15 protein-coding genes and 1 riboswitch are annotated in these 13,441 nt (G+C 61.9%); of the genes, 6 read left to right on the top strand and 9 right to left on the bottom strand.

Annotated features, from left to right (window positions below; all coding sequences use genetic code 11):
- Positions 1-24: 24 nt before the first annotated feature.
- The gene (locus tag PseuLF5_RS01595) at positions 25-996 is read left to right on the top strand and encodes an AraC family transcriptional regulator (RefSeq protein WP_340132759.1); all 972 of its coding nucleotides are present in this window, start codon (positions 25-27) and stop codon (positions 994-996) included.
- A gap of 69 nt (positions 997-1,065) precedes the next feature.
- On the opposite strand, the gene PseuLF5_RS01590 is transcribed toward PseuLF5_RS01595, so the two are convergent.
- Positions 1,066-2,985, bottom strand: coding sequence for a tyrosine-protein phosphatase (locus PseuLF5_RS01590; RefSeq protein WP_340132758.1), 1,920 nt, complete (start codon positions 2,983-2,985; stop codon positions 1,066-1,068).
- Positions 2,986-3,236: 251 nt separating this feature from the next.
- Positions 3,237-3,632 carry a hypothetical protein gene (locus PseuLF5_RS01585; RefSeq protein WP_222832738.1) on the bottom strand — a complete coding sequence of 132 codons (396 nt, stop codon included), beginning with the start codon at positions 3,630-3,632 and terminating at the stop codon, positions 3,237-3,239.
- Between the two features lie 115 nt (positions 3,633-3,747).
- Here PseuLF5_RS01585 and PseuLF5_RS01580 point away from each other — a divergent pair, with 115 nt between their 5' ends.
- On the top strand, positions 3,748-4,695 hold the full coding sequence (locus tag PseuLF5_RS01580; RefSeq protein WP_322374828.1) for an NUDIX domain-containing protein: 948 nt from the start codon (positions 3,748-3,750) through the stop codon (positions 4,693-4,695).
- A 2-nt stretch (positions 4,696-4,697) separates the two neighbouring features.
- On the opposite strand, the gene PseuLF5_RS01575 is transcribed toward PseuLF5_RS01580, so the two are convergent.
- Positions 4,698-4,934, bottom strand: coding sequence for a hypothetical protein (locus PseuLF5_RS01575; RefSeq protein ID WP_123464205.1), 237 nt, complete (start codon positions 4,932-4,934; stop codon positions 4,698-4,700).
- A gap of 194 nt (positions 4,935-5,128) precedes the next feature.
- Here PseuLF5_RS01575 and tspO point away from each other — a divergent pair, with 194 nt between their 5' ends.
- Positions 5,129-5,569: a tryptophan-rich sensory protein TspO gene (gene tspO / locus PseuLF5_RS01570; protein WP_123464204.1), complete on the top strand. Its 441-nt coding sequence runs from the start codon at positions 5,129-5,131 to the stop codon at positions 5,567-5,569.
- Positions 5,569-6,561, top strand: a complete 993-nt coding sequence (locus PseuLF5_RS01565) for an alpha/beta hydrolase (RefSeq protein WP_340132757.1) — start codon at positions 5,569-5,571, stop codon at positions 6,559-6,561. Before tspO ends, PseuLF5_RS01565 begins: the two co-directional genes overlap by 1 nt.
- Here the strand turns inward: PseuLF5_RS01565 and PseuLF5_RS01560 are convergent.
- A complete protein-coding gene (locus PseuLF5_RS01560) occupies positions 6,542-7,240 on the bottom strand; it encodes a hypothetical protein (protein ID WP_128614302.1) in 699 nt (232 codons plus the stop codon). The genes PseuLF5_RS01565 and PseuLF5_RS01560 overlap by 20 nt on opposite strands.
- Positions 7,241-7,396: 156 nt before the next feature.
- On the opposite strand from PseuLF5_RS01560, the gene PseuLF5_RS01555 reads away from it, so the two are divergent.
- A complete protein-coding gene (locus PseuLF5_RS01555; RefSeq protein ID WP_340132756.1) occupies positions 7,397-7,864 on the top strand; it encodes a thiol-disulfide oxidoreductase DCC family protein in 468 nt (155 codons plus the stop codon).
- On the opposite strand, the gene PseuLF5_RS01550 is transcribed toward PseuLF5_RS01555, so the two are convergent.
- The 5 genes from PseuLF5_RS01550 to PseuLF5_RS01530 form a co-directional block, all read right to left on the bottom strand.
- On the bottom strand, positions 7,848-8,339 hold the full coding sequence (locus PseuLF5_RS01550) for a DUF2269 family protein (RefSeq protein WP_340132755.1): 492 nt from the start codon (positions 8,337-8,339) through the stop codon (positions 7,848-7,850). The genes PseuLF5_RS01555 and PseuLF5_RS01550 overlap by 17 nt on opposite strands.
- A gap of 2 nt (positions 8,340-8,341) precedes the next feature.
- Complete coding sequence (locus PseuLF5_RS01545; RefSeq protein WP_340132754.1) at positions 8,342-9,469, bottom strand: saccharopine dehydrogenase family protein; 1,128 nt, start codon at positions 9,467-9,469, stop codon at positions 8,342-8,344.
- Between the two features lie 139 nt (positions 9,470-9,608).
- Positions 9,609-9,917, bottom strand: coding sequence for a putative quinol monooxygenase (locus PseuLF5_RS01540; protein WP_123464377.1), 309 nt, complete (start codon positions 9,915-9,917; stop codon positions 9,609-9,611).
- A gap of 30 nt (positions 9,918-9,947) precedes the next feature.
- Complete coding sequence (locus tag PseuLF5_RS01535) at positions 9,948-11,126, bottom strand: L-dopachrome tautomerase-related protein (RefSeq protein ID WP_340133259.1); 1,179 nt, start codon at positions 11,124-11,126, stop codon at positions 9,948-9,950.
- Between the two features lie 40 nt (positions 11,127-11,166).
- A complete protein-coding gene (locus PseuLF5_RS01530) occupies positions 11,167-12,174 on the bottom strand; it encodes a zinc-binding alcohol dehydrogenase family protein (RefSeq protein WP_186748238.1) in 1,008 nt (335 codons plus the stop codon).
- Positions 12,175-12,284: 110 nt separating this feature from the next.
- Here PseuLF5_RS01530 and PseuLF5_RS01525 point away from each other — a divergent pair, with 110 nt between their 5' ends.
- Complete coding sequence (locus PseuLF5_RS01525; RefSeq protein ID WP_340132753.1) at positions 12,285-13,175, top strand: LysR family transcriptional regulator; 891 nt, start codon at positions 12,285-12,287, stop codon at positions 13,173-13,175.
- A gap of 44 nt (positions 13,176-13,219) precedes the next feature.
- Positions 13,220-13,425: riboswitch (cobalamin riboswitch) on the top strand.
- Positions 13,426-13,441: the final 16 nt, after the last annotated feature.

The raw sequence follows: 13,441 nt of genomic DNA, 5'->3' as shown, positions 1-13,441 counted from the left end.
CCCAATCCAAGGTGCCCCCCCAAGGTGTCCACAACCCCACTTCGCCAACAAATCATCCTGCGCTCCGACAATCTCCGTTCCGACGACTTCGGCGCCCTCTTCTCCAGACTCTTCGGCAATCGCTACGCCGACACTCCGCCCCCGCCCTCCAGAATCATCATCGGCGGCGTCTATGGTCGGCATGACGGTGTCAGTTTTCGGCGCATGCATTACCACGGCGACTTCAGCGTTTCTTTTCCCGATCCGCAGGACGAGATCACGTTCGTCATTCCCACTGCGGGCAAGATCGTGTTCAACCACGCCACCGAGTCCATCGGGGTGTCGCACGTTGGCCTGGCAATCGACAAGGCTGACATTCGCTCTATGCGTTTCTTCGATGATCACGCGCATCACGGCATGTCGATCAATCGCCATCAGCTCACCGAGCGGCTCTCGGCGCTGTTGGAAAAACCGATTCTGGAGAAGATCGCTTTTGAACCCAGCGTTGATCTGAACACCGCAGCCTTTCAGGGCATCAAGGCGCTGATCGATCTGGCCACAGGCACTGAGTTTGATCTGTTGATCAATAGCGGCACATTGATGCCGTCGCGATTGCGCGAGATGTTGATTGATGCGGTGCTGGAGGCGTGGCCGCACAATTTTTCCGAGGCGTTGCGGCGGCCGGCGCCGAGTGTGGCGCCACGGCATGTGAAGTTGGCGATGGCGTTTATTCAGGCGCATCCGGAGCAGTTGGTCAGTGGTGTGGAGCTGGCGCGGTTGAGCCATGTCAGTCAGCGCGCGTTGCAGGAAGGGTTTCGGCGGTTTGTCGGGATGTCGATTGTGGCGTATCAGCGGCAGGTACGGCTGGAACGGGCTTATGAGGTGTTGAAGCAGCGCGGCTCGGCGTCGGTGACGGAGGTGGCGTTGCGGTTCGGGTTTAGTAATGTCGGGCGGTTTTGTCGGTATTTTCAGGGGGCTTATGGGGTGAGTCCCGCTGAGTTCAGGGTTCGGGATTAATCAGCTCATAAGCTGGAAAGCTAATTGTAGGAGCGAGCCTGCTCGCTCCTGCAGTTTGTGTGTGTTTTTTTAGAACGCGTAGCTGGCCTTGAGGCCGCCACTGTAGCCGTGGCTGTCGCCCCCGCCGTTGGCACCCACTTGCGCGCCCAGGCTCAGGGCGCCGAGGCTGGCCATGACGTTGACCCCGCCGCTGAACTGGTCGCGGTTGTCGAAGGCGGCGCGTTGCTCGATGTCGAGGCCCAGCAGTTGGCTTTGGCTTTCGACCTGATGCTCGCCGAGTACATGTTCGTAGCCGACCTGCACGCCGGGCACCAGTTGCCAGTTGCCCATCGCCAGCGGGGCGAAACCGACGTTGAGGTTGGCGACGGCGCTGCGGCGGGTTTGCTTGTTGTCGTCGACATCGAGCGAGAGTTCGCTGCCCTGCTCTTTGAAGCCGTTCAGATCGAGGTGGCTGACACGCAAGCCGAGGCTCGGTTCGAAGGTCATGCCGTTGACCGGGGCACGGTAGCCGAGCGCCAACGTCGCGCCACTGAGGTTGCCGTGGGTGTCGCCTTTGGCAGTGCCGAGGCCGCCGCCGAGGTCGCGTTTGCTGTTGTAGTCGACGTAGCCGGCGCTGACGTTGGCGTCGACGAACAAGCCGCGTTCCAGGCTGGCAAAGCCGTAGCGGGCGCCGAGGTTGAGGAAGCTGAAGTCGGTGTCGGCTTCGCCGCCCGCGCCGCCGATGCTGCCTTTGCTGTAACCGAAGCCGCCGCGGGCGCTCAGTTGTTCGCTGAAGCGCTGGGTGATGCCGACCATCAGGCCCTGGCTGTGTTCGTTACTGCTCTCGGCGTGGGCCGAACCGTCGGTGCCGAGGTAACTGGCGAGCGCGGTGCTCCACAGGCGATATCGGCCGACTTTGAGGTCGCTGCCGCTGGCGAACGGTGCGGCAGCTTGTTCGATCATCGCGTTTTCGCGCAGCAGGTAACTGGCGGCGTCGGCGTGGACCTGACCGCCGACCTGGGATTCGACACCGCCGAGGGTGCCGGCGTCGATGGCCGACTGCAGGTAATAGTTGTAGGCGCTGTAGGTGCCGGACAGTTGAGTATTCTGTAACTGCCGGAGCAATTCGGCGCCGGCTGCGGCGTTGCCGATCAGCCCGGCCTGGCCCGGCAGGCTGTGGTATTCGACCAGTTTGCCGCGCAGGACGTAGATCGTTTCCTGCGACAGACCGAGGCCTTGTTTGAGGTAGTTGTCCATGCTGCCGTATTCGGTTTTGACCTCATCGAGACCGGCCTGCAAATAACTGGCCTGAACGCCGAGCAGTGGTTCGTAGATCGCGGCCATGCTTGCCGGCAAGGCTTTTAGGGTCGCGGCGACACGGGCGGCGGTGTAGTCGTTGGTCGCCAGGTAGTTGGCCATGATCGTGGCGTCGTCGACACCGGCGATACTCTGCAACACGGCGGCGGTCCAGCCGGTGCGGTCCTTGCCTGCGGTGCAGTGGAACAGTTGGGCGGCGTCGACGCTGGCCAGTTCGTTGAACAACGTGCCGAACTGGCCGCGCATGCCGGCATCGCTGACGAAGGCGCGGTTGGTCTGCTCCATCATGGCGATGGCGTCGGCGGCGCTTTTGAACGAGATATTGGTGATGTTCGAACCGGAGGTGGTGCTGCCGATGATGTCGATGTTTTCGTAGCTGGCGCCACTCAGCATCGTGTCGGGGGTAGCAGCGATTTCGCTGGGGGTGCGCAGATCATAGACGGCTTTGATGCCGAGGCTGTTGAGGGTCGCCAGGTCCGCTGCCGATGGCGTGATGGCGTTGGAGCGGTAAAACACGCCGCTGCGCAGGGTGCCGTCGTGGGCCGTGGTATACGCGGTGGTGATGCCGGCGATGTCACGGAAGTTGTCGATGCTTTGCAGGCGCGGCGTATCGAGCGGCACGGACTCGGCGGCGTGGGCGGTAGCGATGGACAGGCTCAGGATGGACAGCGAACAAACAAGACGTTGAAACACAGTGCAGCCTCATTGGATTAAGCGTTGGGCTGCTGACTATGGATAAGCGAGTGATACTGAATATGACAGTTTCGGTTTGTGCGCAAATGCCTGCGCGAATGGGCCGTGGGGTGCGTGATTTGTCCATGAATCCAGGGCACGCAACTTCTACAGGGTTGGGGGGAGCCTTCCCCTGGTCCTTCGGTGTGTTTTGTTTGCGTTGTTTTTGAGGCTGGAGGTGGCGGTGTAATCGAAAGCGCCTGCGCCGATTATCAAGGCCTGGGCTGATTGTCACCGAGTGCACCAAGAATCCGTTCGAGTTCAGGCCGCGTCCACCGCTCCCAAGGCAGCACATCCCGGGTGTCGCCGGTGTGCCAATGCTCTCCCGCGTCAAATGCGAGGTAGATCGAGAAAGCGGGCTCGGGCATTTCTTCGCGCACGCCCAGGTCGACAATGTCGCTGAACAGACTATTCATGACCTCATCGCACGCGTGGAAATCACGGGTGCCGGCCAGGAACTGCCGGGCCATCGCTATGGCCACTTGGTTCAACAGGTCGCGAGGCGTGACCTGCAGGTCCCGACACAGGCAACCCAAGTCATGCAGGGTATCTTGCAGGATGACGTTCAGGGCGTAATCCAGATCTGCCGGGGTCACAAGCGTTTTCATGGGTCAGGCATCGTCCGTTGGTGCGCGGCGCAGGGTGAGCAGAATTTTTCTCTTGAGCAAAGAGTTGCCGGTGGTGTGGTATTAATTCCCGACTCGTCATCAAGGATCAGTGCCCATGAACCACCGCAATGTTCGAATCGTCGCCCAGCACCTGCTCTCGGACAACTGGTATCTGCTGAAAAAAATCGACTTCGAACTGCAACGCCGCGACGGCAGCTGGCAAGCGCTGAGCCGTGAGGTGTATGACCGTGGCAATGGCGCCACGATCGCGCTCTACAACCTGGCGCAACGTTCGGTCATCCTCATCCGCCAGTTTCGCATCCCGACCTTCGTCAACGACCATGACGGTTACCTGATCGAAACCGCTGCCGGGCTGCTGGATAACGCCAGCCCCGAAGAGCGCATTCGGCTGGAGGCGGAGGAAGAAACCGGCTACCGCGTGCGTTCGGTGCGCAAGGTCTATGAAGCGTTCATGAGCCCGGGCTCAGTGACCGAGCGTCTGCATTTCTTTGTCGGCGAATACCATCCCGAAGACCGCATCAGCGACGGCGGCGGTCTGGCCGACGAAGGCGAAGACATCGAAGTGCTGGAATTACCGTTTGATCAGGCGCTGGCGATGGTCGATGACGGGCGGATCATGGACGGCAAAACCATCATCCTCCTGCAATACCTCAAGACCGTCATACCGCCCTCACCTGCGCTGATGATTCTGGTGGCCGGCCCTTATCGCTCCGGCACCGGCGACGATCCCGCGGCCATCGCGGCCAATCTGCAGGCCATGCAGGCGTGCGCCGCCGAGTTGCTGCAGGCCGGGCATTTTCCACTGCTGGCCGAATGGGTAGCACTGCCACTGGTACAACTGGCCGGCTCGCAGCACGTTGGGGATGAGGTGTATCAGGCGCATTTTCACGACTACGCGAAAACGCTGTTACAGCGTTGCGACGCGGTACTGCGCATCGGTGGTGAGTCCGCAGGCGCGGATCAGATGGTGGAACTGGCCCGACAACGGGGACTGGCGGTTTATCACGACTTGCGCGAAATCCCCGCTGCCGGGCGGCGCTGATCTCAGCGAGTCGGGCCAACGACCTCAATCTGCGTAATGCCGACCAGCTCGGCCTGTTCGAGGATCTGCTCCGGTGTCGCGTCTGCCGAGGGCATGATCAGGCCGTTTTCCGCGTCGCCGTAATGCAGTTCCAGCAGGTGCCTCGCCGCCTCATGCTCGGCGAGTCGGGCCTCCTTGATCTCGAGGTCGTGGCTACGCGGCTTGCCATTGAACAGGTATTTGAGGACAAAGTTGTGCATGGTCGGATCCCGTGGGTGTGATTAGAAGGCAGCTGTTTATCCTGACGCACCAGTCAGCTTTTAAGTTCAACGCCATCCCGAAAACGGGGAATGTCAGTGATCCGGTCAAACTTTTACCGACGCCAGGCGTCCCTTCTTAAACGGCCGACATGGCCCGGCAAACCCAACCAGCTGACCTCAGCTAAGGACTGGCAATGACCTTTTTCATTTTCCTTCTGGCCTGCGCGGCAGCGGCCACCACCGGCATCATGTTCAAACCGGGCGAATGGTACGCCGCTTTGATCAAGCCACGGTTCACCCCGCCAAACTGGGCCTTTCCGCTGGCCTGGACGCTGATTTACCTGCTGCTGGCCTGGGCCGGCTATCGCTTGAGCCTGATCCCCGGCAGTCAGACCGTGCTGGCGTTGTGGGCGGCGCAGATTGCCTTGAACACGCTGTGGACCCCGGTGTTCTTCGGCGCGCATCAGGTGTTGGCAGCAATGGTGATCCTGACGCTGCTGTGGCTGGTGGTCGCGGCCATGGTGGTGCTGGCGTTGCAACTGGACCTGATCACCGGTCTGATTCTGTTTCCTTACCTGGCGTGGCTGTGTGTAGCCGCTGCGTTGAATTTTTCCATCCTGCTCAAGAACCGCTGATGACGAACGTCAATTTGGGTAATAAAACACCCTGGCCGCAAGGCGAGCGAGAGTTGGCGCAAGTGCGCGCCTTCAACCGGAAGCTCGCCTGGTTGCCGCGCTTCAAGATCCGCAATCGCCTCACGCCTCGGCTGATTCAGGCGTTGTTGCGGGTCAGTCAGTTGGGGGGCGCCGGCAAGCTGCGCAAACAGGGGCTCGGCGCGCAAGGCAAACGCCTGGCGAGCGGCGCTGGCGTGCGGATCATCCGGCCCAAAGGCCCGGCCAGAGGCGTGGTGCTGGATTTCCATGGCGGCGGTTGGGTCATCGGCAATGCGCAGATGAATGACAACTTCAACGTTGCCATCGTGAATGCCTGCAACGTCACGGTGGTATCGGTCGATTACCGGCTCGCGGTGTCGACGCCGATTGAAGGCCTGCTGGAAGACTGTCTGAGCGCCACACGCTGGTTGCTCAGCGAAGACGAGTTCGCCGGTTTGCCGGTTGTGGTAGTCGGGGAGTCAGCCGGGGCGCATCTGGCGGCAGCGACGTTGCTGGCGCTGCAACCCTCAGCGGATTTGCTGCAGCGCATCAGCGGCGCGTTGCTGTATTACGGCGTGTACGATTTGACCGGCACGCCGAGCGTATGCAACGCGCCGCCGGAAACACTGGTGCTGGACGGCCCCGGCATGGTCGAAGCGTTGCGCATGCTCACGCCAGAGCGCACAGACGAAGAGCGCCGCCAGCCACCGTTGTCACCGCTGTACGGCGACTTCAGCGGCTTGCCGCCGGCGCTGCTGTTGGCCGGCGAACTGGACCCGTTGCGGGACGACACGCTGGCCATCGCCAGACGCTGGCAGCAAGCGGCGCCGGTCGAGGTGTATTTATTACCGGCGTCGCCCCACGGATTTATCCACTTTCCCACCGCCATCGCGCAAGGCGTGCTGGCTTACAGTCGACAGTGGATCAGCGCCCGAATCAACGCGCACACGGCGGCTATTCGTTCAGATCCTTGACCAGATAGCCGCCGACAATCTGCGACACACCGGTCAACGCCGTGCGCAGCAACTCCGGCTCGGTGCGATAACGCAACGGCTCGTAACCATAGGTGTTGGCGCCGTTGAACGGGGTGATTGGCTCGTTGCGCTGCCAGATCAGTTCATCGCCACGTTTCATCACGCCGCTCACGGCGATGGTCGGGTAGACCACGCTGCTGAAGCCCTGAGTCAGCGAGAAACCCCAGCTGATCACCGTCAGTTCGATCTGCGCATCGGCCGGTTCGTTGTCGCCGACCACCTTGAAACGGCCGGAAGCGGCCAACTGGTCCTCGAAGCTCTTTTTGACCAGGGTGCCGAGATTGATGTCAGAGGTTTCCATGTTGTAGACGATGGCATCGGTCGTCGACATCGACGCCAGGTCACCGGCCTTCAGCCCCGCGACGAAACCGACGCCGCCCAATGCAGCGGTCGCGGCTTTCGACGCACTGGAAGCCAAACCGATGCCGGTGCCGACACCAGCCCCCACAGCGGCGCCCCACGCCTGTTCACGGCCCATGTAGGTGATTTCCTTAGGCTTCCACGCCACCGGCAGAATCTTCACTGTGTGGATCTGGGTGCGGTATTCGGGCTTGAATTTCTGGTTGGCACAGCCGGCCAAAAACAGCACGGCAAACATCAGGACAGCGATCTTCTTCATGAACGACTCGCGACAAAGGAATGTGGGTTAGTTGTCGTCATCGACAGGAAAATCTGAAGTACGAGCGGCATCGACAGCAGATTTTCCGCCGATGCAGACGTGATCGAGGCGCCACGGGTATGATCCGGGCACCCCGTCTCACCTGGACCGCCCCTGATGCCAGCCTCGTACACCCGCCCCGCCCCCGCGCCCCTGCTCCAACCCGGCGAAACCGTGGTGCTGTTCGACGGTGTGTGCAAACTGTGCAATGGCTGGGCACGGTTTCTGATTCGCCATGACCGGCTGCGCCGCGTTCGCCTGGCGGCGGTGCAGTCGCCCGAGGGGCAGGCGCTGCTGGCGTGGGCGGGGTTACCGATGGATCAGTTGGACACCATGGCAGTGATCCGTGACCACCACGTCTGGGAACGCTCCGATGCGTTCCTCGAAGTCATTGGCCAATTGCCCACCCGCTGGCAGCCGCTCCAACTGCTGCGAGTGTTGCCTCGCGGACTGCGCGACTGGGGCTATGACCGTATCGCGCTGAATCGTTATCGGCTGTTCGGTCAATACGCCACCTGCCTGCTGCCGAGTGCGGATCACGAACAGCGCTTTTTGAAGATGACGCCACCTACGCCAGAACGCTGAGCAACTGCACCGGCGTCATCTTGGTCACCATCATCAGCACGATCACGAACATCCCGGCAAAACCCATCACGCCCATCCAGAACCACTGCCGGTACACGCGGCGATAGTCATCACTCAAGCCCTGCCCGGTCGCGTCGGCAGTCGATGCCATGATCTCGAGCCGCTTCTGCAGCAGCAGCACCGGCAGCCACAGTGACCCCACACAAAAGAAGATGATCAGCGACGTCAGCAGCCACTCGGTGGTCATGGGCAACCCCGAAACCCTCATCAGCAGATAGCCGCTGATGATCTGCACAAACCCCGCCGGCGTGGTGATCCAGGCATCGAAGCGCACGACCATCCGCGCCACGTGGGCGATCACTTGCGGGTTGAGCGTACGGCTCGCGGCGATCAGATAGAGGTAGGAACCCATGCCGAAGCCGAACAGGAACACCGCTGCAATCACGTGCAGGTATTTCAGACCCAGATAGAGCATGCTCAGCGCTGCCCGGCGCAGAAATGCACGGACAGGCTCAGGTTGTCCGGGTCGTTGATGGCGGCCATGTATTCCTTGACACTGATTTCGCCCACGCACGGCCGGGCGCCGGGCTGTGGCGTGTAACCCTGAGCCATCTTCGCGGCCAGCGCCACGGCGGCGCAGCTGGGGATTTCCGGGCCTTTGTCGTTGAGCGCGGTCAGTTGCGCGGTCATGCTCAGTGGCTGGCCATCAACGCCGAGGCCTTGCACGTCGATGTACATCGCGCTTTTACCATCGCCGAAGCGTTCGAAGCGGGTGCCCAACCGATGCAGTCTCGCCGCCCACACCCCTGGGTCGCGAACCAGGCCGATTTTCAGCGCCTGCGCCAGCAGCGCATTGGCGATGCCGCCGAGCTTGAGTCCGGCGCCGGCCTGAAAACGCAGGGTGTGCGCGCCATAGCGGCTGGCGAAAATATCCATGTCCGGCACATCGACATTGGCCAGCAGGCGCCGTCCCAGCTGCGGCATTTTGCGCAGGGTCAGATCCTGCCATCCCGGCACTTCATGGACTTTGCCGTTGCACAGCTGCCTGATCGGTTTACCCGCGTACGCCAGCACACCCTCGACCGTCGACAGGCCGGGCATTTTCGCCGAAGAAGAAATGCCATGTTCGATCGAGTCGATGCGCGAAAAGCGCTGGCGCTGCTCGTCGATGATCGCCGAGGACAGCGTCGGCACCGAACTGCAGCCGCTGAGAATCGCCACACCGGCTTCTTTAGCGCGGGCGTCGAGCACGTCAATGCCGTTGACGAAGGTACGGCAGTCGGCCAGGTCGCAGTAGTTCACGCCAGCGGCAATGCAACTTTGCGCCACGGCATACGACTGTCCCTGAAACGGGCCGCCGGTGTGCACCACCAGTTGAATGTTCAGCGCAGTCAATGCGGCCTGGAATTCGCTGCCCATCGCATCGCCGCACCAGCCTTCGCAGGCTGTGTGCGCCCGACTGTTCAGCTCATCGACCTTGCGCTGCAACTTGCGCGGATCGCGGCCCGAGAGCAGCAACGCCACATCGGGCATCAGCGCCAGATGCCTGCACACAATACTGCCGAAATTTCCGTAGCCCCCGACCACCATCACCCTGAACGGCATGCAATTCTTCCCTAATCGTTTCGCGTGCAAAGTGCGAAGGATATAGGGCCCGGCGTCGGCAAGCCATGCCGGTTACCTGGAGCCTGCGCTGCTTCAACGGCCAACGGGCGCTACAAGGATGCCAAAGGGAACAGCGCGATCAGCTCGAGACTTGTTCAAGAAAGATCAGTTGCAACGGTTCTTCCAGCAGGTCGTCCGCCGTGGCGGCAAAGCGCTGGAAGTAAGGCATCGCAAAATGCGCATCCAGCGCCGCCTGATGCATGAAGGCCTCGCGCATGTAGAACGTGCCGCGCTGGTCGCGCAGTTCAAACAACACATAGTCGAGGTTGCCCGGTTCCGCGCGAGTTGGCTCGACCAGTGCCAGCAGCCCCTCTTTCAGCGCCTGCTCCTGGCCAGGCCTGGCCTTGAGCACGGCGATCGACACCAGCATTTCAGTGGACGTGGTCATCATCATTTCTCCAGATTCAAGGCTGAGTGATCAGCGAGTCGGTGCCGGCGCCGCGTCGATTTTCAGACGCATCAGGCTATAGGGTTTTTGCCGTTGATCCTGCCCGCCACGGAAGCCGGGCTGACGGTGCAACTGGTTGGCGATGAAATACAGATAGCCGTCGGGACCGATCGACAGGGTGTCGGGCCAAAGCAGACGCGGGTCGTGGACAAGGGTTTGCCACTGGCCGTCCGGCAGGCGTTTGCGGATCGCGTTGTGTTCGTAGTCACCGGCATAGACCGCCCCGGCGGCATCGGCTTCCATGCCATCGGACGCGCCCTTCTCGCCCAGGTCCTGAACGGCAGCGGCCAGTTGCTGTTCGCTGACGCTGGCGTCACGCAACAGCGCGGTGGCAACCGAGTACAGATGGCGGCTGGACAGCGGCGTGAAGTACAGGGTCTTGCCGTCCGCCGACAGCGCAATGCCGTCCGACGCCACGCCCAACGGTGTGCGCTTGCCGTCCGCGCCCGCGACGGTCAGCGGCAGACCTTCGACCACCGGCATGAAATCCGGGTCGACCGATGTTGCCGGCACTCCGCTCAACCGGCGCTGGGCGCGGCCAGTGGCGATGTCCATGACGATGATTGCGCCCGGGCCACGCAGCGACGAGTCGGTGACGTACACCGTGCCTTCGGCCCCGGTGCGGAAGTCGAAGCGCATGTCGTTGACGTAGGTGCTCGGCAACATGACGTTGTCCGGAAACACCAGGCGTTTGACGATGCGGTTGTTGGCCAGATCCACCGCCAGCAGTTTCGCGCCTCTGGCTTTCGGTTCGGCAAACCCTGGCGCGGCGGTGTCAAGCAGCCAGACCCGGCCCTGCCCGTCGGCGACCACGCTTTGCACGCTGATCAAGCCATCGCTCGGGTCGCGCGGATTCTCCTGATTGATCGCCGCGTTCGGGTACGCAACCACCTTGCCGTCGCGGATTTCGCCGACGGTGAACGGCACGTCGTCGCCCCAACGCGGGAAGTTGACAAAGACTCGCCCGGTTTCGCTGACCGTCACGCCGGTGGGCATGGCGTCGTAGAACGCGTGGACTTGTTCAAGCGTGCCAAAAGCCCTGTCGGCCGGCGTATTCAGCGGCAACGGGATAGCGCTGATGGCGTGGGCCAAAGGCATGCTCAAAGTCGAGGCAATGGCTAACATCGCGGGCAGTTTGTTCATGCGCATCATGTGTTCCTCGCTGGGCCGTCATGGCCCGTTCGAATATTCAGAATCCTTCAAGCACCATCTTGCCCCGGGCCTTGCCGCTTTCGACCAAGGCATGGGCGCGGCGCATGTTGGCCGCATTGATCGCCCCGAAGTGCTGGCCCACCGTGGTTTGCAATACGCCCTGGTCAATCAGCCCCGCGACCCGGTTGAGCAAATGATGCTGGTTGATCATGTCGTCGGTTTCGTACAGCGAACGGGTAAACATCAGTTCCCAGTGCAGCGACAACGATTTGCGCTTGAGCGGCATGACGTCGAGGCTGTCGGGATCGTCAATCACCGCCAGACGCCCCTGCGGACGCAGCACTTCGATCAATTGCGCAAAGTGCTGCGTGGTGTGCGTCAGGCTGGCGACGTAATCGACCTCGGCCACGCCCAGCGCCTGCAGTTGCGCGAGCATCGGCTGGCTATGATCAATGACGTGATGGGCGCCCAGCTGGCGCACCCAGTCAGCGGTTTCCGGGCGCGAAGCGGTGCCAATGACGGTGAGCCCGGTCAAACGCCGCGCCAGTTGCACCAGCATCGAACCGACGCCACCCGCTGCGCCGGTGATCAGCAGGCTTTGACCCTGCCCTGCGCCCTCGGCGACACCGAGCCGATCGAACAGCAATTCCCAGGCGGTAATCGAGGTCAATGGCAACGCTGCAGCATCGGCGGCACTCAACGAGCGCGGCTTGTGCCCGACAATCCGCTCGTCCACCAGATGCCGTTCGCTGTAGCTGCCGGTGCGGGCAATCGAGCCGGCATAGAACACTTCATCGCCGGGCTGAAACAGCGTCACGTCGGCGCCGATTGCACGGACAACACCGACGGCGTCCCAGCCAAGGATTTTCGGTTCCTTGGTGAAAGTGCCGGCGCGGACTTTGGTATCGACCGGGTTGACCGCCACTGCGCGCACTTCCACCAGCAGGTCTCGCGGGCCAGGCGTGGGCTCGGGGATGTCGGTGTCCTGCAACGATTGCGGATCTTCGATGGGCAAGGCGTGTTGGGTAAAGGTGATGGCTTTCATGGGATCTCTGATTCTGAAGGGCTGTGGCAGTCACTGGCCGCCATCTTCGGCTTCCCTCGGGCAAAGAAAAACCGGCAGAATGCGCCAACACTTTCACTGCAGGCGTGAAAATGATCCGCATCGACGATCTCGGTTTATTCACCCGCAGCGCCGCGCTGGGCAGTTTTACCGCTGCTGCGCTGGAGTCTGATTTACTGCCCGGCCAGGTCGCTGCCGCGATCAAGCGGCTGGAACGCGAACTGGATGTGCGCCTGTTCGCCCGCACCACCCGCAGCCTGCGCCTGACCGCCGAAGGCGAGCAGTACTTGCCCACCGCCCACGCGGTGCTCGAAGCCCTCAAGCAGGGCGAGGACAATTTGCGGGGGGAAAACGCCACCCTGCGCGGCGTGTTGCAAGTCACTGCGCCGTCGGATCTGGGACGCAATATCCTGCTGCCGTGGCTGACGCAGTTCCGCCGCCAGCACCCGGAGCTGACCTTGCGATTGGTGCTATCGGATCAGATGGTCGATCTGTTTCGCGACCCGGTGGACGTGGCGATTCGTTATGGCGCCAACGTGGATGCCAACTACGTAGCGCTGCCGCTGGCACCGTGGAACCGGCGGGTGCTGGTCGCCTCGCCTGAATACGTGCAACGCCACGGCCAGCCGCAGACCCCGGATGAACTTCTGGATCATCAGTGCCTGCTCTATTTGCAGACTGGCCGGGTCTACGACAAATGGAACCTGGGCAATCAGACCGTGCAAGTCTCAGGGCCGCTGTTCAGCGACGACGCCGACGTGGTGCGGCGCTGGGCGCTGGACGGCGAAGGGATCGCCTACAAATCCTGGCTGGATGTCAGCGCCGACATCGCGTCAGGTCGCCTGCTTGTATTGCTGCCGGAGCAACCCGGCGAGACCTCACCGTTGAGCCTGGTATGCCCGCATCGCAAGCAGATCACCCCGGCCGTGTCACAGCTCTATACGTGGCTGAGCAGCCAGTTTGCGGCGCTGAAACCGATGTGAGCAGAAGTCCCGCGAAAAGTTGACGAACGCTGTTGCGAGTGTTCAGATGCGGGCCTGTTTCAGGTGCCCCCTGCCGCCGTGCTTGGGGTGAAACGGGAAACCGGTACGTTCATTACGAACAAGTCCGGTGCTGCCCCCGCAACGGTAGGCGCGTGATGCTTTCGACAGACCACTGTGGCCAGACGGCCATGGGAAGGTGAAAGCCTCGATACGCGCGAGCCCGGAGACCGGCCTGAAATGCGTTTGGCAAAATCCTGCGGTGGGCG

The sequence above is a fragment of the Pseudomonas sp. LF-5 genome (assembly GCF_037626295.1).
Taxonomy (GTDB): domain Bacteria; phylum Pseudomonadota; class Gammaproteobacteria; order Pseudomonadales; family Pseudomonadaceae; genus Aquipseudomonas; species Aquipseudomonas monsensis.
The sequence above is the reverse complement of the archived record's forward strand: the minus strand, read 5'-3'. Positions and strand labels throughout refer to the sequence as shown.